Consider the following 19,581-nt stretch of genomic DNA (forward strand, 5'->3'; position numbering starts at 1 on the left):
AGGAGGATTGTCCATGATCGAATGGACCGAACGGCGCCACCGCCGCACCGGTGCGACGGCGACCGGATCGAATCGAGGTTAGGACGCGCATGGCCCTCCCCACGACTTCCACCGAGGTGACCTTTCCGGCGGGCGCCGGCACCGGCACCGCACCGATCCTGGCCGCGCCCGTGCTGCCGGACGGGCGGACCGCGCTGGTGGTCGCGCGCACCCCGTTCCACCCGCTGGACCACACCTGGCCGGACCAGCCCGCCGACACCGGGGTGATCCGGGTGGCGGGCGCGGAGTTGGCCGTGGTGGACTGCGTGACCGGCGCGGTCGGCCCGGACGGGGAGTTCGCGGTGGGCGAGGCGATCCCGGTCCGGCGCGGCGACGAGGACTGGTCCTGGCTGGTGCTGCACGTGCTCGCGCAGGCTCCCGGCGATCCGGACGACCTGGTCGGGGCGAGCGCCGAACTGATCGTGGACGCCGAGCGTCGGGCCGCGCTGAGCGCCGCGCACACCTCCTGCCACCTGCTGGCCTTCGCGCTCAACGCGGTACTCGCGCCGCGCTGGCGCAAGGAGGTGCGTACCGACAGCCTCGGCCGCCCCGACTTCGACAACCTGGCGATCACCTCGTCCCGGATGGACGTGGGCGGCAGCCGCGACGACTACCGGATCGGCAAGTCGCTGCGGAAGAAGGGCTTCACCGCGGACGGCCTGGCCCAGGACCTGCCCGGCGTGCGTGACGAGGTCGAGGCGCTGCTCGGACAATGGCTGAAAACCGACGCCGAGGTGCGGATCGAGGTGCCCGGCCCGGCGCTCACCGCCCGCCGGGTGTGGCACTGCGGACTGCCGGACGGCGACGCGCACATCCCGTGCGGCGGCTCGCACCTGGGCCGGCTCGGCGAACTGCGCGCCCTGGCGATCGAACTGACCCTGGACGAGGACGGCGCGCTGGTCGCGCTGACCCGGCCCGAGCGCGTCTGACCCGACCCGGCGAATTCCTCCACCGCACCCCCGGGAACCGGTCCCACGCTGCGGACGTTACCTTCGGAAGGAATTCTCTTTGCCTAATCATGACCTGGTCGGGGGACTTCCGACGTCCGCCATCACCCGTTCCAGGAGGCTCACGCCGTGAACACCATCGCCCTGGGTCCATCGTTCCTGGACCCCGACAAGCTGATCTCCACGTTCGGTCTGATCGGCATCCTGGTGATCGTCTTCGCCGAGTCGGGCCTGCTGATCGGCTTCTTCCTGCCGGGCGACTCGCTGCTGTTCACCACCGGTCTGCTGGTCTCGGACGGCAAGTTCTCGCAGCCGCTGTGGCTGGTGTGCCTGCTCCTGTGGGTCGCGGCGGTGGTGGGCGACCAGGTCGGCTTCCTGTTCGGCCGCAAAGTTGGGCCGTCCCTGTTCAACCGGCCCGATTCGCGCTTCTTCAAGCGGGAGAACGTGGAGAAGGCGCACGAGTTCTTCGAGAAGTACGGCCCGCGCTCGATCGTGCTGGCCCGGTTCGTGCCGATTGTGCGCACCTTCACGCCGATCGTCGCGGGCGTGGCCCGGATGAAGTACCGCACGTTCGTGGTCTACAACGTGATCGGCGGGTTCCTGTGGGCGGTGGGCGTCACGCTGCTCGGTTACTCGCTGGGGCAGGTGCGATTCGTCCGGGACAACATCGAGTTCATCCTGGTCGGCATCGTGCTGATCTCGGTGCTCCCGGTCGCGATCGAACTCCTGCGCGCCCGCTCGGCGTCGCGCAGGCGGGCCGAGACGGACCCGGAGCCGTCGTCCGTCCCGGGGCGGGGCCGGCACCGCGCGGGCGACGACCGGCCGGACGCGGAGACCGATCGTCGGCGCTGAGCCGTACGGGTCGGTGCCGGGCGCCAATAGAGTTCACGCCATGCGCGCTCAACTTCTGGCCCGGGCGACCCTGCCGTCCCTGTGGAGTCTCGACCGCATCCCCGGCGCGGCGGCCTGGCTCGCGCACGGTGTGGACGGCTCGCTCGTCGTGCTCGACGACTCGCTGACCACCGTGCGCGAGGTACGACTGCCCGAGGACTGGCGGGGCGGCCACTCGGTCACCCCGGACCTCGGGCACTTCGTCGCCTCGGCACCGGATCGGGTCGTGGTGCTGGATCCGGACGGACGCGAGGTGTGGGCCCACCCGCACGTGCCGTGGGAGGCCGAGGAGGCCGGCTCGAGCGCGGTCACCTCGGCCGGGGTCTGGGCGGTGGTGCGGACCGCGGAGGGGGACCGGTGTGTGCTGCTCGACGGCGCGGACGGCTCCGCGCTGGCGACCTGGCCGCTGGACCCGACCACCGTCGGCTCCGAACTGCTCCCGCACCCCGACGGCGTGCACGTGGGCCTGGCCGCGTCGCACGCCGACGACGCGTACCGGATCTTCGTGCTCCGCGCGGACGCCCCGGGCGCGGTCGCCCAGGTGCCGCCGGGGGACAGCCGGGTGCTCAACGACATCCACGGCTCCGGCCGGATGATGCTGACCACGCCGATCGAGGCCGGTCCGCTGGGGCTGGTGCGCTTTCCGGACGGCGCGGTGATAGCGGCCCGACCGGGCGAGCAGGTCTTCCCGGACCAGGACGAGGTGTTCGACATCTACGCCGGCTTCGTCCGCCGCGACCTGGTGCTCGCCGCCTCCTCGGGCGAGCGGCACGTGCTGTTCTCGGTGCCGGACCTGCGGGCGATCGCCGAGGTCGAGTACCCCGAGGACGCGCCGCGCGAATGGCTCGTGGTGCGCTCCGACGGCGTGTGGCTCACCGCCGACTCGGAGTCGGGAACGGTGTGCACGTGGTCCCTGGAGCAGTCGATGGCGACCGGCTGAACCGAGCGCCGGCCCGACGAGGTCCGGGCACGGGTGTGTGGCCGGCGGGACCCGCGTGCGTACCGGTGTTCGGGTCGACCATTGAGGGATAAGCCCATTAGCGGGAAATGTGTGGCTTGTGGTGCGGTTGTGACTACGGCTCGTTAGCGTGAGATGACCTGCCCGGAATCGGAACCCCCGGTTCCCCTCGGTGCCCGCCGCTTGGAGGGAGACCGCATGCCTCGATCGTTCATCCATGCCGCAGTCCCTGCCGGACTCGCCGCCGTCCTCGTCCTCACGATCACCCCATGGGCCTTCGCCGACGATCCGGCCGGCTCCGGCTACCCCGGGGCCGACCAACTCGACCAGGCACAGGACGCGGTCACCGGCAAGGTCTCGGACGTCGGCCTGATCGAGGCCGAACTCGATCGTGCGGCGAGCGACCTCGAGCGGCTCGACATCCGCGCCGGCGTCGCCGTCGAGGCGTACAACGGGGCCGTGGTGCTGCGGGAGCAGACCCGGGACCGGGCCGTCGTCGCCGACGGACACCTGCGTACGGCCGACGCGCAACTGGGCCTGGCCCGGGCCGAACTCGGCCGGCTCGCCGCGCAGACCTACCGGATGGGCGGCGGTGCCCGGCTCGGCGGCTTCCAGGCGGTCCTGGGCGCCGACTCGCCCGCCGACATGGTCGCCCGGATGGAGAGCCTGCGGCGGATCTCGCAGAACGGCGACGACACCGTGCGGCGCGGCACCACCGCCGTCCGCGAGGCGGCGACAGCCAAGGCCGACGCCGTGCACACGGCGGAGGCGGCCGCCCGCGCGACCGAGGCGGTGCGCGCGGCCAAGGACCGGGTCGAGGCCGAACTCGCGGCGCAGCAGCGCCGCGTCGGCGAGATCGCGGCCCGGCGCACCGCGCTGCTGAGCGAACTGGCCGAACTGAAGCAGACCTCGGTCGCCCTGGAGACGCAGCGTCGGGACGACCTGGCGGCCGAGGCTCGGCGTCGCGCCGAGGAGCAGGCCCGCGCTCGGGCCGAGGCCGAGGCCGAGGAGGCCCGACAGGAGGCCGACCGGCAGGCCCGCGAACAGGCGGCGAGCAAGGCCGCCGAGACGAGCGGGCCCGCCAAGCCGGCCAAGGGCACCGACCCGGCCACCGCGACCCGCGCCGACACCTCGGGCAAGGCCACGACCGCCGCCGGCGTGTCCGCCGCGATCGCCTACGCCAAGGCCCAACTCGGCAAGCCCTACGTGTGGGGCGGCGAGGGCCCGCGCGGCTACGACTGCTCGGGCCTGGTGATGCAGGCGTGGCGCAAGGCGGGCGTGAACATGCCGCACTTCGCCGCCACGCAGTACTTCGAGAGCAAGCCCGTGTCCTACCGGAACCTGCGTCCGGGCGACCTGATCTTCTGGAGCGAGACCAAGAGCGCGTCCGACATCCACCACGTCGCGATGTACCTGGGCGGCGGCCGGATGATCCACGCGCCGCGCACCGGCGACGTGATCAAGATCAGCAACATGTTCTACATGGGCACCCCGGACTACTACGCCCGCCCGTCCTGACCGCGTCCCGAGCCCTGCGGACCGATTCCCGAGTGCCCGGGACGACGAACGCCGGTCGGCGACGGCCGCCCCGGTTGTGGGGTGACCGTCGCCGACCGGCGTTCGCGTGTCGTGCTACCGGGTCAGTGGTGACCCTGCTCGGTGAGCCGCTTGCGCGAGGCCTCGACCTCGGCCTCGGCCTCGTCGCGGCCGACCCAGTTGGCGCCCTCGACCGACTTGCCCGGCTCCAGGTCCTTGTAGACCTCGAAGAAGTGCTGGATCTCGAGCCGGTCGAACTCCGAGACGTGGTGGATGTCACGCAGGTGCTCCACGCGCGGGTCCGTGGCCGGCACGCACAGGACCTTGTCGTCGCCGCCGGCCTCGTCCGTCATCCGGAACATGCCGATCGCCCGGCACTTGACCTGCACGCCCGGGAAGGTCGGCTCGTCCAGCAGCACCAGCGCGTCCAGCGGGTCACCGTCCTCACCGAGGGTGTCCTCGATGAAGCCGTAGTCCGCCGGGTAGCGCGTCGACGTGAACAACATCCGGTCGAGCCGGATGCGGCCCGTCTCGTGGTCCACCTCGTACTTGTTGCGCGATCCCCGGGGGATCTCGATGGTGACGTCGAACTCCAAGGCTCCTCCATAGTGCTGCGCCGGGACCGTTGCCGGGACCGTTAGGGTCGTTCTGTCCGCGAGGCCGAACCCGGCACAGGTCCCGGACAGAACCTGATCTCGTCTCAGTGTCTCGCATGGCCGGTGGTCCGGCGGAAGGGGATGGTCTCGCGTGGCCGGCACCAGGAGCAAAGCGATCGCCGCGGTGGTGGCGGCCATCGTGCTGGCCGTGCTCGTGACGCTCGTGCACGGGTCGTGGAAGGGCGAACGCCTGGCCCGGGCCGACGAGGACACCAAGCGGGTGGCGAGCGCCGCCGCGCCGCCGGTGCTCGCGCCGGTGTCCGGCGACGCGGCCGGGGCCACCCCGACCGAGGCCGGCATCCGGGCCGCGCTGGAACCGTTGGCCAAGGCGACCGCGCTCGGCGCACCGCCCGCGGTCGCCGTGGTCGACGCGCTGACCGGGCGCCCGCTGTACGGCGCCAACCAGGAGCGCGCGGCGACGCCGGCGTCCACGACCAAGATCACCACGGCGGTGGCCGCGCTCACCGCGCCGGGCCCGAACCACCGGATCGCGACCCGGGTGGTGCCCGGCGCGACGCCCGGCACCATCGTGCTGGTCGGCGGTGGGGACCCGACGCTGACCGCGCTCGACGGCGGGCAGTTCGGCGCCGGCTACCGGCCCGCCCGACTGTCCGACCTGGCGACGGCGACGGCGGCCGCGCTCAAGGCGAGCGGCACCACGCAGGTCAAACTCCAGTACGACACCACGCTCTACACCGGGCCGGCGCTGCACGCGATCGGCGTCAACGAGAACATCGCGCCGGTCGTGTCGCTGATGGTCGACGAGGGCCGGGTGGACCCGACCGTGGTCGGCAAGGAGAGCAACCGGGTGGCCTCCCCGGGCATCGACGCCGCGAAGAAGTTCGCCGCCCAGCTCAAGACCGCGGGCATCACCGTCGACGGCACGCCCGCCCCGGGCACCGCGCCCGCCGCCGGCGCGCCCGAACTCGCCTCCGTGCAGTCCCCGCCGCTGTCCGCGATGGTCGAGCAGATGTTGACGTTCAGCGACAACGACCTGGCCGAGGCGCTGCTGCGGCAGGTCGCGATCGCCAAGGGGCAGCCCACGAGCTTCCAGGGCGGCACGGTCGCGGCGCGCCAGGTCCTGGAGGGACTGGGCGTCCCCTACGGCGCGTCCAACCTCAAGGACGGCAGCGGGTTGGACAAGGAGGACAAGCTCACCCCGCAGACCCTCGTGCAGACCCTCGCGGTGGCCGCGTCCCCGGCGCACCCCGAACTGCGCTGGGCGCTCACCGGCCTGCCCATCGCGGGCTTCACCGGCACCTTGACCGACCGGTACGGGGCCACGAGCGGCTCCGCCGACGCGGCCGGCGTGGTCCGTGCCAAGACCGGCTCGCTGACCGGGGTCAGCACGCTGTCCGGCCTGGTTCGGGACAAGGACGGCCGACTGCTCGCGTTCGCGATCCTGGCCGACAGGTTCACCGGCGACCCCGACCCGGCTCGTGCGGCGATCGACCGGATGGCGGCCGCGCTGGCCGACTGCGGCTGCGCCGGCTGAGGCGCGCCGGTCCCGGCGTTCGACCCGGTCCGCGCCGCCTCGCGGATCCACCGAATCCGCGATCCGCACAAGTCGCGGGCCCCGGTTCCTCTTTCGAGGCCGCGCCGAGCACGTACCGTGGCGGTATGACGAGCGGCAACGGTGCGGACATGATCGATTGGGACCTGGCCGTGGCGACGGCGAACCGGCTCGTGCGGCCGGGACCCGACGTCGGACGGGACGAGGCGCGGGCGGTCGTGGCGGAGCTGCGCGCGCACGCCAAGACGTCCGAGGGGCACGTACGGGCGTTCACGGGACTCGATTCGGGCGACAACGACACCCCGGTTCTGGTGGTGGACCGACCGGGCTGGGCGCGCGCCAACGTGCAGGGCTTCCGGCACGTGCTGCGCCCGCTCCTGGACAAGGTGGAACAACGCCGCGAGAACATGCCGGGCGGTGCCGCGCTGGGCACCGTGGGCGGCAAGGTCACCGGCCTGGAGCTGGGCACGCTGCTCGCGTTCCTGTCCTCGCGCGTGCTCGGCCAGTACGAGACCTTCGCACCGCAGACCCCGGGTGCGAGCGGGCACGGCCCCGGGCGGCTGCTCCTGGTCGCGCCCAACATCGTCCAGGTCGAGCGCGAGCTCGGGGTGGACCCGCACGACTTCCGGCTGTGGGTGTGCCTGCACGAGGAGACCCACCGGACCCAGTTCACCGCCGTGCCGTGGCTGCGCGACCACCTCGAACAGGAGATCCACGGCTTCCTGGGGCAGACCGAGGTCGACCCGTCGGCGGTGCTCGGCCGGCTGCGCGAGGCGGTCTCCACGTTCGCCGGCGCGCGTCGGGGCGGCGGTGAGGGCGACGGTGACGGCGGCTCGCTGGTCGAACTCGTGCAGACGCCGGAACAGCGCGAGATCCTGGGCCGGATCACCGCGGTGATGTCGCTCCTGGAGGGGCACGCCGACTTCGTGATGGTCGGGGTCGGGCCGCGGGTGATCCCCACCGTGGCGGAGATCCGGGAGAAGTTCGCAGAGCGTCGGGCCCAGGGCACCGGGCGGCTCGACCAGGCACTGCGCAAGCTGCTGGGCATGGACGCCAAGCTGCGCCAGTACCGCGACGGCGAGCGGTTCGTACGCGAGGTCGTCGGTCGGGTCGGCATGGAGGGCTTCAACCGGGTGTGGACCTCCCCGAACACGCTGCCCACCAAGGCCGAGGTGGCCGAGCCGGGCACGTGGGTGGACCGGGTGCACGGCAAGGCCGGCGCCGGGCCAGCCGGGACCGAGGGCCCCGCCGACCCCGCGTGAGCCGACGCGCGAGACCCGACGCGGCGCCGACGCGGCGCCGTCTCGGGCCGCGGCGGGCCGGCGGCGGCCCGCCCGCGTCCTCATCCGGGCGACATCCGGTGGTGTCTGCGGCCCGGTGCGCTTCGGGTGACGTAGCGTGGGCAAACCAATTCTCTTCGGCATTTCTCGCGGAGGCCGCGACCTCCGCGAACCGGCCGAACCGGACGTGCAAGGAGGTGTCGTCGAGCCGTGGGACCCCATCCCGCCGTGGCCGCCACCAGGCTGGCCGTCCGCAAAACCCTGCGCGAGCTGCAACCGGGTGATCTCGTCCTGGTGGCCTGCAGTGGTGGCGCGGACTCGTTGGCGCTCGCAGCGGCCACCGCGTTCGAGGCCCCCCGCGCGGGTCTGCGCGCCGGAGCCATCACCGTCGACCACGGTCTCCAGACCGGCTCCACCCGCCGGGCCGTGGACCTGGTCGCCCGGCTGCGCGACCTGGGCCTGGGCCCGGTCGACGCGCTCGGCGTCACGGTCGGCACCCGAGGCGGCCCCGAGGGCGCCGCGCGGCTGGCCCGCTACACCGCCCTGGACACCGCCGCCAAGACGCACGGCGCCGCGCTGGTGCTGCTCGGACACACCCTGGAGGACCAGGCCGAGACCGTCCTGCTCGGGCTCGCCCGAGGCTCCGGCGCCCGCTCGCTCGCCGGCATGCCGCCGCTGACCGGCCACTACCAGCGCCCGTTCCTGGAGCTGGGCCGCGACATCACCCGCCAGGCGTGCGTCGCGCAGGACCTGCTGCCGTGGGAGGACCCGCACAACGCCGACCCGGCGTACACCAGGGCGCGGGTGCGGCACGAGGTGCTCCCGGTGCTGGAGAAGGCCCTGGGTCCCGGGGTGTCCGAGGCCCTGGCCCGCACCGCGCGACTGTTCCGCGACGACGCCGAGGCACTCGACCAGTGGGCCGACCGGGCCCAGGCGGACGTCACGCACGACGACGGGGAGCTGGAGGTCGCCGGGCTGGCCGAGCTGCCCGCGGCGGTGCGCCGCCGGGTACTGCGCCGGACCGCCGTCGGCGCGGGCAGTCCCTCCGGCGCGTTGTTCGCCCGGCACGTGGAGGCGGTGGAGAAGCTGGTCATCTCGTGGCACGGCCAGGGGCCCATCCACCTGCCCGGGGGCGTCGAGATACGCAGGCGGTGTGGCAGGCTTCTCTTTCACCGGCGGGCTCAATCCTGACCGGTGACCGCGGGGCTCTGTCGAAAACTTCGTAGTAAGGCATGTGGTGGACGAGAAGGACATGGGCGCCGACCTCGAAAGGGTCCTCGTCACGCAGGAGGAGATCGAGGCGAAGCTCGTCGAGCTCGCCGAGCGGATCGACGAGGACTACCAGGGTCAGGACCTGCTGCTCGTCGGCGTGCTCAAGGGCGCCGTCATGGTCATGGCCGACCTCGCCCGGGCGGTGCACTCGCCGGTCAAGATGGACTGGATGGCGGTGTCGTCGTACGGCTCCGGCACCAAGTCCTCGGGCGTCGTGCGCATCCTCAAGGACCTCGACGCGGACATCGCCGGTCGGCACGTCCTGGTCGTCGAGGACATCATCGACTCGGGCCTGACCCTGTCGTGGATGCTCGCCAACCTCACCTCGCGGGGCCCCGCCTCGCTCGAGGTGTGCGCGTTCTTCCGCAAGCCGGAGGCCGCCAAGGTCGACATCCCGGTCAAGTACGTGGGCTTCGACATCCCCAACGAGTTCGTGGTGGGCTACGGCCTCGACTACGCCGAGCGCTACCGCAACCTGCCGTTCGTGGGCACACTGGCCGAGCACGTGTACGGCGGTTCGAAGCCGACCTGACCCGCTCGGGCGCATGGATCACGGCTTCGGGTTTGCGCGATCGACATCCTGTAACAGCATCCGGGAACAAGGGGAACGTTTCCCCTCGTTGGAGGATGCGTCGGGGGTCGATCCACGAAGGCGCGCAACGTGAGTGAACGCGCGGCGCGTTGACGTGCGGACGCCCGGTGTACCGTCTAACGCAGTGACATCCGATCAGCACGGGCGACCGTGCCGGGCGATACCGGACAGGCAACGTACCCGGGGGCCATAAGGCGTCCGGGTCAAAAGTCGGCAGGAGGGACGGGGCGTCTGCTGCCCCGCATCGATGGACGTCAAGCGCTATTTCCGCGGGCCGGTCATGTGGATCGCGCTGGCCGTCATTGCTGTGATCCTCCTGATGCAGCTCGTCTCCTCTTCGAGCGGCTTCAAGGGTGTCGACACCGGCAAGGCGATCCAGGCGATCCAAAACGACCAGGTCAAGTCAGCCAAGCTCATCGGCGGTAACGACCAGTCACTCGAGCTCACCCTGATCCCCGGGGTGAAGATCGACAAGCACAACAAGATCAAGACCTCGTACATCGACGAGCAGGGCGTGGAGATCCAGCGCCTGCTCCAGTCCAAGTACGAGCAGGGCAAGATCCAGGACTCCTACACGGTCAAGCTCAGCAAGCAGAGCACGATCGTCAGCATCCTGTTCTCCCTGCTGCCGTTCGTGCTCATCGTCGTGGTCTTCCTGTTCCTGATGAATCAGATGCAGGGCGGCGGCTCCCGGGTCATGAACTTCGGGAAGTCCAAGGCCAAGCTGATCTCCAAGGACACCCCGAAGACGACCTTCTCCGACGTGGCCGGTGCGGACGAGGCGGTCGAGGAACTCCACGAGATCAAGGAGTTCCTCCAGGAGCCGGCCAAGTTCCAGGCGGTCGGCGCGAAGATCCCCAAGGGCGTGCTGCTCTACGGCCCGCCCGGAACCGGCAAGACCCTGCTCGCCCGCGCGGTCGCGGGTGAGGCCGGCGTGCCGTTCTACTCGATCTCCGGTTCGGACTTCGTCGAGATGTTCGTCGGTGTCGGTGCCTCCCGGGTGCGCGACCTGTTCGAGCAGGCCAAGGCCAACGCGCCGGCGATCGTCTTCGTCGACGAGATCGACGCGGTCGGCCGGCACCGCGGCGCGGGCATGGGCGGCGGTCACGACGAACGCGAGCAGACGCTCAACCAGCTCCTGGTCGAGATGGACGGCTTCGACGTCAAGGGCGGCGTGATCCTGATCGCGGCGACCAACCGGCCGGACATCCTGGACCCGGCGCTGCTGCGCCCGGGCCGCTTCGACCGGCAGATCGCGGTCGACCGTCCCGACATGCAGGGCCGCTGGGACATCCTCAAGGTGCACGCCAAGGGCAAGCCGGTCACCGAGGACATCGACCTCAAGGCGGTCGCCCGGCGCACCCCCGGGTTCACCGGTGCCGACCTCGCGAACGTGCTCAACGAGGCCGCGCTGCTGACCGCCCGCTCGGACGCCAAGCTGATCGACGCGAAGTCGATGGACGAGGCGATCGACCGGGTCGTGGCCGGGCCGCAGAAGCGCACCCGGATCATGAGCGACAAGGAAAAGAAGATTACCGCGTACCACGAGGGCGGCCACGCCCTGGTGGCGCACGCGCTGCCGAACACCGACCCGGTGCACAAGATCACGATCCTGTCCCGGGGCCGGGCGCTCGGCTACACGATGGTGCTGCCCGAAGAGGACAAGTACTCCACCACGCGCAACGAGATGCTCGACCAGCTCGCCTACATGATGGGCGGGCGCGCGGCGGAGGAACTGGTCTTCCACGACCCGACCACGGGCGCCTCGAACGACATCGAGAAGGCCACCGGTCTGGCCCGCTCGATGGTCACGCAGTACGGCATGACCGAGCGCCTGGGTGCGATCAAGTTCGGCAACGACGGTGCCGAGCCGTTCCTGGGTCGTGAAATGGGTCACCAGCGCGACTACTCCGAAGAGGTCGCGGCTATCGTCGACGAAGAGGTCAAGAGGTTCATCGAGACCGCCCACAACGAAGCGTGGGAGATTCTCGTCGAGAACCGTGACGTGCTGGACAACCTGGTGCTGGAGCTGCTGGAGAAGGAGACCCTGGACAAGGCCCAGGTCGCCGAGATCTTCGCACCGGTCACCAAGCGCCCGGCCCGTCCCGCGTGGACGGGTTCCAGTCGGCGTCAGCCGTCCAGCCGTCCTCCCGTGATGACGCCCCGCGAGCTCACGCTCTCCGGCGGCGGCAGCGACAATGGGATTCTCAACGGTGGCTCGACCTCTGCGACGGGCACCACGACGGGGTCCGGTGGGGCGGTAGTGCACCCCGAGCCGCCGTCCGATTCTCCGGAGAACTGAACGTGACGATCGACCCGATCACCTTCGACGGTCGTGCCGTGGGTGAGTTCGACCAGGATCGCGCCGAGCGCGCGGTTCGGGAGCTGTTGCTCGCGGTCGGGGAGAACCCCGACCGCGAGGGTCTCAAGGACACCCCGGCCCGTGTGGCCAGGTCGTATCAGGAGATCTTCGCGGGGCTGCGGCAGGATCCCGAGGACGTGCTCACCACGACCTTCGACCTCGGCCACGACGAGATGGTCCTGGTCAAGGACATCGAGGTCTACAGCACGTGCGAGCACCACCTCGTGACTTTTCACGGGGTGGCGCACGTGGGGTACATCCCGTCGGAGGACGGTCAGATCACCGGCCTCTCCAAGCTCGCGCGCCTGGTGGACGTCTACGCCAAGCGTCCGCAGGTGCAGGAGCGGCTGACCACGCAGATCGCCGACGCGCTGGTGAACATCCTGCGCCCGCGCGGGGTGATCGTGGTGGTCGAGTGCGAGCACCTGTGCATGACGATGCGCGGCATACGCAAGCCGGGTGCGCGCACCCTCACCTCCGCCGTGCGCGGCCAGTTGCTGAACGCCGCCACGCGGGCCGAGGCGATGAGTCTGATCCTGAGCCGGTAGCGGCTCCACGGCGCACGGTCGCGGGGCGGCGAGGCGCCGATAACAAGTCACGACGCAGTACTTGGGGGTTGACCGGGCAGCGCCCGGTCAACCCCTACTCTGTTCCCCATGACAGCGACGACCGGCCCGCGACATCGGGCTCCCGACCGCCCACCAGGGGTGCGCGGCCTGCCCGAGTTCGGCCGGTGCGCGGTCATGGGCGTGGTCAATGTGACTCCCGATTCGTTCTCCGACGGCGGCCTGTGGTTCGACTCGAAGGCCGCGATCACCCGCGGACTCGCGTTGCTCGACCAGGGGGCCGACCTGATCGACGTGGGCGGCGAGTCGACCCGGCCCGGGGCCGGTCGGGTGGATGTGGACGAGGAATTGCGCCGGGTCGTGCCGGTCGTGCGCGAGTTGGCCGCGGCCGGCGCGGTGGTCAGCGTGGACACCACCCGGGTCGAGGTCGCGAGCGCCGCCGTCGAGGCGGGCGCGCGGCTGGTCAACGACGTCAGCGGCGGACTCGCGGATCCGGCGATGGCCGCGTACGTGGCCGACAGCGGGGTACCCGTGGTGGTCATGCACTGGCGCGGGCACTCGCGCGGGATGCAGCAGCGCGCGGTCTACGCCGACGTGGTCGCCGAGGTGCGCACCGAGTTGGCCGAGCGGATGGAGAAGGTGATCGCCGCCGGCGTCCACCCGGACGCGATCGTGCTCGACCCGGGCCTGGGCTTCGCCAAGACGGCCGAGCACAACTGGCCGTTGCTCGCCCACCTGGACGCGCTGCACGAACTCGGCCGTCCGCTGCTGGTGGCCGCGTCCCGCAAGACCTTCCTGGGGCGGCTGCTCGTCGCCGAGGACGGCACACTGCGCCCGCCCCGCGGGCGCGACGACGCGACGGCCGCGGTCTCCGCGCTGGCCGCCGCCGCGGGCGCGTGGGCCGTCCGTGTGCACGAGGTGCCCGCTTCGCTCGACGCGGTCAAGGTGGCGGCTGCCTGGCAGGAGGCCCGATGAACCCGATTGACGACCAGACGTCGCCCGAGGCGGACGCGGTACGCGAGGTCAACCTCGCGCTGTGGACGGCCGTCGAGGAGGGCGACATCGACGCCCTCGGCGCGATCTGGGCCGACGGCGCCGACGCGCCGAGCGTGACCTGCGTACACCCGGGCTGGCCCGCGCTGCACGGACGCGCGGAGATCCTGCGCTCGTACGCGCTGATCATGGCCAACACCGCGTACGTGCAGTTCTTCCTGACCGACGTCGAGGTCAAGCTGGCCGGCGAGGTCGCGGTGTTGTCCTGCACCGCGAACATGCTCACCGGGATGGCCGAGGAGGACGGCGGCGACGAGACCGGATTCGCGGGCGGCCGCGCGGTGGTCACCAACGTCTTCCGGCGTACCCCCGCGGGTTGGCGGTTGTGGCTGCACCACGCCTCCCCGGTGATGGCGGAGGTCGACGCCGAAGAGGAGATCTGACCGGTCTTCGGCGCGTTCGCGCGTCGTTCGTGCCCGCTTGGGGCACCCGGACGACGAAACCTGTCGGGACCGCTGGGTACATTCGTACCGCACAGAGGTGGTCCGGCCGTCGGCGCGACCGCCCCTCGACAGGTCCGACCGACCGTTCGGGGTGCGCAGGGATGGGATACGCGCCGAGGAGGCGACTGATGCTGGACCGCGTCTCGCTGCGGGGGTTGAAGGCCCGCGGCAACCATGGAGTGTTCGCGAAGGAACGCGACGAGGGCCAGACCTTCGTGGTCGACGTCGTGCTCGGGGTGGACACCCGTCCGGCCGCGCGGTCCGACGACCTCACCCTCACGGTCCACTACGGCGAGGTCGCCGAGGACGTGGTCGGCGTCGTGCAGGGCGACCCGGTCGACCTGATCGAGACGCTCGCGCAGCGGATCGCCGACGTGTGCCTGGCCCGCCCACTGGTGCAGGAGGTGGAAGTGATCGTGCACAAGCCCGACGCCCCGATCACCGTCCCGTTCGACGATGTGACCGTGACCATCGTGCGGGGGCGGGATCGATGACCGACACCGCCCGCGAGCCGGTCCACGAGCCGGTCCCGGAAGCACCCGCCGAGACCACCGCGCAGCGTGCGCAGCTCACCTGGAGCCGGGTCGTGCTCGCCCTCGGCAGCAACCTGGGCAACCGCCTGGAGACCCTCCAGGGCGCCATCGACGAGATCGCCGACACGCCGGGCGTGACACTGCTGCGGGTGTCCCCGGTCTACGAGACCGATCCGGTGGGCGGCCCCGAGCAGGGCACCTACTTCAACGCCGTCGTCGAGGTGCGCACGCTGCTCACCCCGGACCTGATCCTGGAGCGGGTCAACTCGATCGAGGAGGCCTTCCAGCGGGTCCGGGTCGAGCGCTGGGGGCCGCGCACGCTGGACGTGGACGTGATCCGGTTCGAGGGCGTGGTGCAGGACGACCCGCGGCTGACCCTGCCGCATCCGCGCGCGTACGAGCGTTCGTTCGTGCTCGCGCCGTGGTACGACATCGACCCCGAGGCGGACCTGCCGGGCCACGGCCCGATCGCCGAGCTGCTCGCGCGGATGGGCCTCGACGGGGTGCATCGCCGTGACGACCTGGAGCTGACCGCAGACCGATGAAGCCCACGCGCCCGCTCCTCCTGCTCGCCCTCGCGTTGGGGGCGGGCGGCATCGCGTATGCCGGAATCGACCTGTGGGACTCGCGCGGCACGCCGCCCGTGGTCCCGATCCTGGCCCCGATCGTGCTGCTGTGCCTGGCCGCGATCGCGTTGGCGACCGCGCTGTCGTTGCGCTCGCGACTCAAGGCGCAGCGCGAGCGGCGGCCGTCCGCGCGCCCGGTGGATCCGCTGGTCGCCGCCCGGGCGGTGGTCTTCGCCAAGGCCGGTTCGCTGGTCGGCGCGCTGGTGGTGGGTCTGTACGGCGGCTACGCGCTCTACCTGACCGGCTTCCTGGAGGTCACCGAGCGCTCGGCCCAGGCTCAGCGCTGTGCCTTCGCGGTGGGCGCGGGGGTGCTGCTGGTCGGCGGGTGCCTGTTCCTGGAGCGCATACTGCGCGTCCCCGAGGACCCCGAGGACAAGTGAATCCGCGCCCGCTCGGCGGGCGCGGGCAAGACGTCGGCCGAAGGCCCGCTCAGCCCTCGATGGTGTCCAGCACGACGTCGGCCAACGGGATGTCCCGCTCCTCGGCACCGATCGAGCGCCGCAACGCCTCGTGCAGCCGCGCCGGCGTGAGCACGCCCACGAAGCGGTCGCCGTCCACCACCGCGATCCACCCGGCGTCGTGCTGGAGCATCTCGCCGAACGCCTGCTTGAGCGACGCGCGCACCGGCACCCAGGCCTCCATCCGGCGGGCCCGGTCGCGCACCGTGCCGCCGACCGCGCGATCGTCGACCCAGCCGTGCAGGTTGCCCTCGTCGTCGAGCACCACGGCCCAGCGCGAGTCGGCCGCGCGCAGCTTCGCGAGTGCCTCCGACATCGGCTCGTCCAGGCGCACGACCGGTGGCAGTTCGAGGTCCTCGGGGGTGATCTCGGTCACCGACAGGCGCTTGAGGCCCCGATCGGCGCCGACGAAGTCGGCGACGTAGTCGTTGGCCGGCGCGCCCAGCACGCTGGAGGGGGTGTCGAACTGCTCGATGTGGCCGCCCATCGAGAAGACCGCCATCCGGTCGCCGAGCCGAACCGCCTCCTCGATGTCGTGCGTGACGAACAACACCGTCTTCTTCAACTCGCCCTGGAGCCGGAGGAACTCGCTCTGCAGGCGCTCGCGGACCACCGGGTCCACCGCGCCGAACGGCTCGTCCATCAGCAGTACGGGCGGATCGGCCGCGAGCGCGCGGGCCACCCCGACCCGCTGGCGCTGGCCACCGGAGAGCTGGTGCGGGTAGCGGTCGCCGAGTCTGGTCGGGTCCAGGCCGACCAGTTCGAGCAGTTCGACGCCGCGTGCCCGCGCCTTCTTGCGATCCCAGCCCAGCAGGCTCGGCACGGTGACCGTGTTCTCCAGCACGGTGCGGTGCGGGAACAGGCCGCCTGACTGGATCACGTAGCCCATCCGCCGACGCAGCTTGACCGGGTCGGCATGGGTGATGTCCTCGTCGTCCAGGAAGATCTGGCCGGATGTGGGCTCGATCAGCCGGTTGACCATCTTCATCGTGGTGGTCTTGCCGCAGCCGGACGGGCCGACCAGGGTGACCAGCTCGCCCGTGGCGACCTCCAGGGACAGTTCCGCGACCGCCTCGGTGCCGTCGGGGTACCGCTTGGTGACGCGGTCGAGCCGGATCATGGGGACCCTCCGGGGGCATGGCTGGCGATCGTGGCAGGTGTCCGGAGACCCGGATGTTTCCCGGCCCCCAGGGGTGGCAACGTACCCGGGTGCCTCCCCTCACACACCGGGTGTGTCCGCCGTCACGGGAATGCCCGTCGGACCACTGGGGTAGGGTCCGCCCGTGATTGTGGCCTCCGGTGACTGCCTGAAGCGCAACTCGTGGGTCTGCGGGAAGTACCTCGACGAGTACTCCGGGGAGATCACCACCGCGTTGCGCGAACACGTCTATCTGACCGTCGTCTCGGTGACGATCGGTCTGCTCGTCGCGTTCCCGATGGCGCTGGCGGCCCGTCGGTGGCGACTGACCGGCAGCGTGCTGCTCGGCTCGACCACGATCTTGTACACGATCCCCTCGCTCGCGATGTTCGCGATCCTCCAGCCGTTCACCGGCCTGACCGAGACGACGGTCATCATCGGCCTGGTGTTGTACTCGCTGACCATCCTGGTGCGGAACATGCTGGCCGGCCTGCGGTCGGTGCCGCCGGATGTGGTGGAGTCGGCGAAGGGCATGGGGTATGGACCCGGGCGGCTGCTGTTCCAGGTCGAACTGCCGCTCGCGCTGCCCGCGATCATGGCCGGCGTACGGGTCGCCACGGTGTCCACCGTCGCGCTCACCACGGTCGGCGCGATCGTGGGCTCCGGCGGGTTGGGCAACCTGATCTATTCGGGCATCGACACGCTCTTCAAGGCACAGGTGTTGACCGCGTCGGTGTTGTGTGTCGCGCTGGCGATCGCGGCCGACCTGCTGTTGCTGGGCGTACAGCGGCTGTTGACCCCGTGGGAGCGAACGGGTGGGCGCAAACGGCGGCTGCCGCTGGTGTCCGCGCCGACCGCCGAGGTCGACGTGCGGGCGGAGGCGGCGGCGTGAACGTACTCGGGGACGCCTGGGACTGGTTGGCCGACGGCGCGAACTGGAGCGGCGAGAGCGGGGTGTGGAATCGGCTCACCGAGCACATCGTGCTCACCGTGGTGTGTGTGCTGATCGCGGTCGCGATCGCGTTGCCGTTCGCGCTGTGGCTGGGTCATCTGGGCAAGGGCGGCGCGCTGGCGATCAACATCTCCAACATCGGGCGCGCCATCCCGACGTTCGCGGTGCTGGTGCTGCTCGGGCTGAGCCCGATCGGCATGGGCGACACCGCGACGATCATCGCGCTCGTGCTGTTCGCGATCCCGCCGGTGCTCACCAACGCGTACGTCGGTATGCGCCAGGTGGACCGGGACGTGGTCGAGGCCTCGCGCGGCATGGGCATGACGGGCGGCCAGATGTTGTTCCGGGTCGAGCTGCCCCTGGCACTTCCGTTGATCATGACGGGAATTCGAACGTGTGCCGTTCAGGTTGTTGCCACGGCAACACTCGCGGCACTGGTCGCGGGGGGCGGTCTCGGGCGCATCGTCACGGCCGGTTTCGACCTGCAGGACAACGGCCAGGTGGTGGCGGGGGCGATCCTCGTGGCCGCGCTGGCTCTGGTGGTGGAGGGCCTGTTCGCGCTCGTGCAGCGGTTCACGGCCCGGACGCCGCGTGGCGGTGTGACCTCGTGAGAACGGAAAGGGCGGTGCATCGCATGCTTATGCGGCGCGGCAAGACGGGCATGACGGTCGGCGTGGCGGCGGGGCTTTCCCTGGTCTTCCTGGTGGGCGCGACCGGGTGTTCCTCCTCGGACGACGACAAGACGGTGGTCGGTTCGGCCGGATTCACCGAGTCCGAGATCCTGGCGCAGATGTACAAACAGTTGCTCGACAAGGGCGGGGTGAAGGCGAGCATCAAGACGGTCAAGAACCGTGAGCTCTACGAACCCGAGCTGGAGAAGGGCAAGATCGCGGTCGTGCCGGAGTACGCGGCGACGATGGCGGAGTTCTTGAACCGAAAGAAGAACGGCCCGGACGCCGCGCCGGTGGCCTCCCCGGATGTCGCGGCGACGGTGGCCGCGCTGAACACGCTGGCCGGCCCGGCCGGGCTCAAGTCCGGTACCGCGTCGCAGGCGGTGGACCAGAACGCGTTCGCGGTGACCAAGGACTTCGCCGCCAAGTACAACCTGAAGACCCTCTCCGATCTGGGCAAGGCGGGTATCGAGGTGAAGATCGCGGCGGGCGAGGAGTGCAAGACGCGCCCGTTCTGCGCCCCGGGCCTGGAGAAGACGTACGGCATCAAGGTGGGCAACGTGGACCCGCTCGGCGTCGGCACCACCGCCGCCAAGCAGGCGGTCAAGGACGGCAAGGACCAACTGGTCCTGACCACTTCGACGGACGCCACGCTCGACCAGTTCGGTCTGGTCGTCCTCACGGACGACAAGAAGCTGCAAAACGCCGACAACGTCATTCCGGTGGTCAATTCCGGCAAGGCCGACAAGATTCTGCCGCTGGTCGACAAGCTCGCCCCCGTTCTCACCACCGAGGACCTGACCGCACTCAACAAACAGGTCGACGAGGACCGCAAGAAGCCGGCGGATGTGGCCAAGGCCTACTTGAAGTCCAAGAACCTGATCTGATCCGCGCGGCGAATTCCGCGATATCGGCGCAACACTCCACGCCGGCCGGGCAGTTCAATAGCCCGGCCGGCGTTTGGGGTCGATTCGGCCGAAGGCCGGCGCGCATTCGGCCCGACCGGTGTTCGAGGCCGACCCGGCCAAGTTCCCACCACGGAAGGCAAAAAACCCGCACCAACGGCAACCCCCGCACCAAGATGAACGCCGTATG

At 70.9% G+C, this 19,581-nt stretch carries 20 protein-coding genes; 18 read left to right on the forward strand and 2 right to left on the reverse strand.

Annotation, left to right across the window (positions count from 1 at the left end; genetic code table 11):
• Positions 1-89 precede the first annotated feature (89 nt).
• The 4 genes from ACIBSV_RS25405 to ACIBSV_RS25420 all read left to right on the forward strand — a co-directional run bounded on the left by ACIBSV_RS25405 (position 90) and on the right by ACIBSV_RS25420 (position 4,353).
• Complete coding sequence (locus tag ACIBSV_RS25405; RefSeq protein WP_395866759.1) at positions 90-968, forward strand: metal-dependent hydrolase; 879 nt, start codon at positions 90-92, stop codon at positions 966-968.
• Positions 969-1,115: 147 nt separating this feature from the next.
• Positions 1,116-1,838: a DedA family protein gene (locus ACIBSV_RS25410; RefSeq protein WP_395866761.1), complete on the forward strand. Its 723-nt coding sequence runs from the start codon at positions 1,116-1,118 to the stop codon at positions 1,836-1,838.
• A 40-nt stretch (positions 1,839-1,878) separates the two neighbouring features.
• The gene (locus ACIBSV_RS25415) at positions 1,879-2,817 is read left to right on the forward strand and encodes a hypothetical protein (RefSeq protein ID WP_395866763.1); all 939 of its coding nucleotides are present in this window, start codon (positions 1,879-1,881) and stop codon (positions 2,815-2,817) included.
• A gap of 216 nt (positions 2,818-3,033) precedes the next feature.
• On the forward strand, positions 3,034-4,353 hold the full coding sequence (locus tag ACIBSV_RS25420) for an NlpC/P60 family protein (protein WP_395866765.1): 1,320 nt from the start codon (positions 3,034-3,036) through the stop codon (positions 4,351-4,353).
• Between the two features lie 122 nt (positions 4,354-4,475).
• Here ACIBSV_RS25420 and ACIBSV_RS25425 read toward each other — a convergent pair whose 3' ends face one another.
• Positions 4,476-4,967, reverse strand: a complete 492-nt coding sequence (locus tag ACIBSV_RS25425) for an inorganic diphosphatase (protein WP_395866767.1) — start codon at positions 4,965-4,967, stop codon at positions 4,476-4,478.
• 151 nt (positions 4,968-5,118) lie between these two features.
• Here ACIBSV_RS25425 and dacB point away from each other — a divergent pair, with 151 nt between their 5' ends.
• The 11 genes from dacB (at position 5,119) to ACIBSV_RS25480 (ending at position 15,647) form a co-directional block, all read left to right on the forward strand.
• The gene (gene dacB, locus ACIBSV_RS25430; protein ID WP_395866769.1) at positions 5,119-6,522 is read left to right on the forward strand and encodes a D-alanyl-D-alanine carboxypeptidase/D-alanyl-D-alanine-endopeptidase; all 1,404 of its coding nucleotides are present in this window, start codon (positions 5,119-5,121) and stop codon (positions 6,520-6,522) included.
• Between the two features lie 125 nt (positions 6,523-6,647).
• The gene (locus ACIBSV_RS25435; protein WP_395866771.1) at positions 6,648-7,802 is read left to right on the forward strand and encodes a zinc-dependent metalloprotease; all 1,155 of its coding nucleotides are present in this window, start codon (positions 6,648-6,650) and stop codon (positions 7,800-7,802) included.
• A gap of 228 nt (positions 7,803-8,030) precedes the next feature.
• A complete protein-coding gene (gene tilS / locus ACIBSV_RS25440) occupies positions 8,031-9,011 on the forward strand; it encodes a tRNA lysidine(34) synthetase TilS (RefSeq protein ID WP_395866773.1) in 981 nt (326 codons plus the stop codon).
• A 46-nt stretch (positions 9,012-9,057) separates the two neighbouring features.
• Positions 9,058-9,624 (forward strand): hypoxanthine phosphoribosyltransferase, encoded by a 567-nt coding sequence (hpt, locus tag ACIBSV_RS25445; RefSeq protein WP_395866775.1) that lies wholly within the window; start codon positions 9,058-9,060, stop codon positions 9,622-9,624.
• A gap of 307 nt (positions 9,625-9,931) precedes the next feature.
• Positions 9,932-11,986, forward strand: coding sequence for an ATP-dependent zinc metalloprotease FtsH (ftsH, locus tag ACIBSV_RS25450; RefSeq protein WP_395866777.1), 2,055 nt, complete (start codon positions 9,932-9,934; stop codon positions 11,984-11,986).
• A gap of 2 nt (positions 11,987-11,988) precedes the next feature.
• The gene (gene folE / locus ACIBSV_RS25455; protein ID WP_395866779.1) at positions 11,989-12,594 is read left to right on the forward strand and encodes a GTP cyclohydrolase I FolE; all 606 of its coding nucleotides are present in this window, start codon (positions 11,989-11,991) and stop codon (positions 12,592-12,594) included.
• A 108-nt stretch (positions 12,595-12,702) separates the two neighbouring features.
• A complete protein-coding gene (gene folP / locus ACIBSV_RS25460) occupies positions 12,703-13,587 on the forward strand; it encodes a dihydropteroate synthase (RefSeq protein WP_395866781.1) in 885 nt (294 codons plus the stop codon).
• Positions 13,584-14,048 carry a nuclear transport factor 2 family protein gene (locus ACIBSV_RS25465; protein ID WP_078976561.1) on the forward strand — a complete coding sequence of 155 codons (465 nt, stop codon included), beginning with the start codon at positions 13,584-13,586 and terminating at the stop codon, positions 14,046-14,048. The genes folP and ACIBSV_RS25465 overlap by 4 nt, the downstream gene beginning before the upstream one ends.
• Before the next feature lie 191 nt (positions 14,049-14,239).
• A complete protein-coding gene (folB, locus tag ACIBSV_RS25470; RefSeq protein WP_395867030.1) occupies positions 14,240-14,602 on the forward strand; it encodes a dihydroneopterin aldolase in 363 nt (120 codons plus the stop codon).
• On the forward strand, positions 14,599-15,186 hold the full coding sequence (gene folK, locus ACIBSV_RS25475; protein ID WP_395866783.1) for a 2-amino-4-hydroxy-6-hydroxymethyldihydropteridine diphosphokinase: 588 nt from the start codon (positions 14,599-14,601) through the stop codon (positions 15,184-15,186). Before folB ends, folK begins: the two co-directional genes overlap by 4 nt.
• Positions 15,183-15,647 carry a DUF3180 domain-containing protein gene (locus ACIBSV_RS25480; protein WP_395866784.1) on the forward strand — a complete coding sequence of 155 codons (465 nt, stop codon included), beginning with the start codon at positions 15,183-15,185 and terminating at the stop codon, positions 15,645-15,647. Before folK ends, ACIBSV_RS25480 begins: the two co-directional genes overlap by 4 nt.
• Before the next feature lie 49 nt (positions 15,648-15,696).
• Here ACIBSV_RS25480 and ACIBSV_RS25485 read toward each other — a convergent pair whose 3' ends face one another.
• Positions 15,697-16,845: an ABC transporter ATP-binding protein gene (locus tag ACIBSV_RS25485; protein WP_395866786.1), complete on the reverse strand. Its 1,149-nt coding sequence runs from the start codon at positions 16,843-16,845 to the stop codon at positions 15,697-15,699.
• A gap of 169 nt (positions 16,846-17,014) precedes the next feature.
• On the opposite strand from ACIBSV_RS25485, the gene ACIBSV_RS25490 reads away from it, so the two are divergent.
• The 3 genes from ACIBSV_RS25490 to ACIBSV_RS25500 are packed head-to-tail and all read left to right on the forward strand — an operon-like array spanning position 17,015 to position 19,373.
• Complete coding sequence (locus tag ACIBSV_RS25490) at positions 17,015-17,755, forward strand: ABC transporter permease (protein WP_395867032.1); 741 nt, start codon at positions 17,015-17,017, stop codon at positions 17,753-17,755.
• The gene (locus tag ACIBSV_RS25495; protein ID WP_395866788.1) at positions 17,752-18,426 is read left to right on the forward strand and encodes an ABC transporter permease; all 675 of its coding nucleotides are present in this window, start codon (positions 17,752-17,754) and stop codon (positions 18,424-18,426) included. Before ACIBSV_RS25490 ends, ACIBSV_RS25495 begins: the two co-directional genes overlap by 4 nt.
• A 23-nt stretch (positions 18,427-18,449) precedes the next feature.
• Positions 18,450-19,373: an ABC transporter substrate-binding protein gene (locus ACIBSV_RS25500; RefSeq protein ID WP_395867034.1), complete on the forward strand. Its 924-nt coding sequence runs from the start codon at positions 18,450-18,452 to the stop codon at positions 19,371-19,373.
• Positions 19,374-19,581 lie beyond the last annotated feature (208 nt).

Source organism: Embleya sp. NPDC050154 (genome assembly GCF_044460165.1).
GTDB lineage: Bacteria > Actinomycetota > Actinomycetes > Streptomycetales > Streptomycetaceae > Embleya.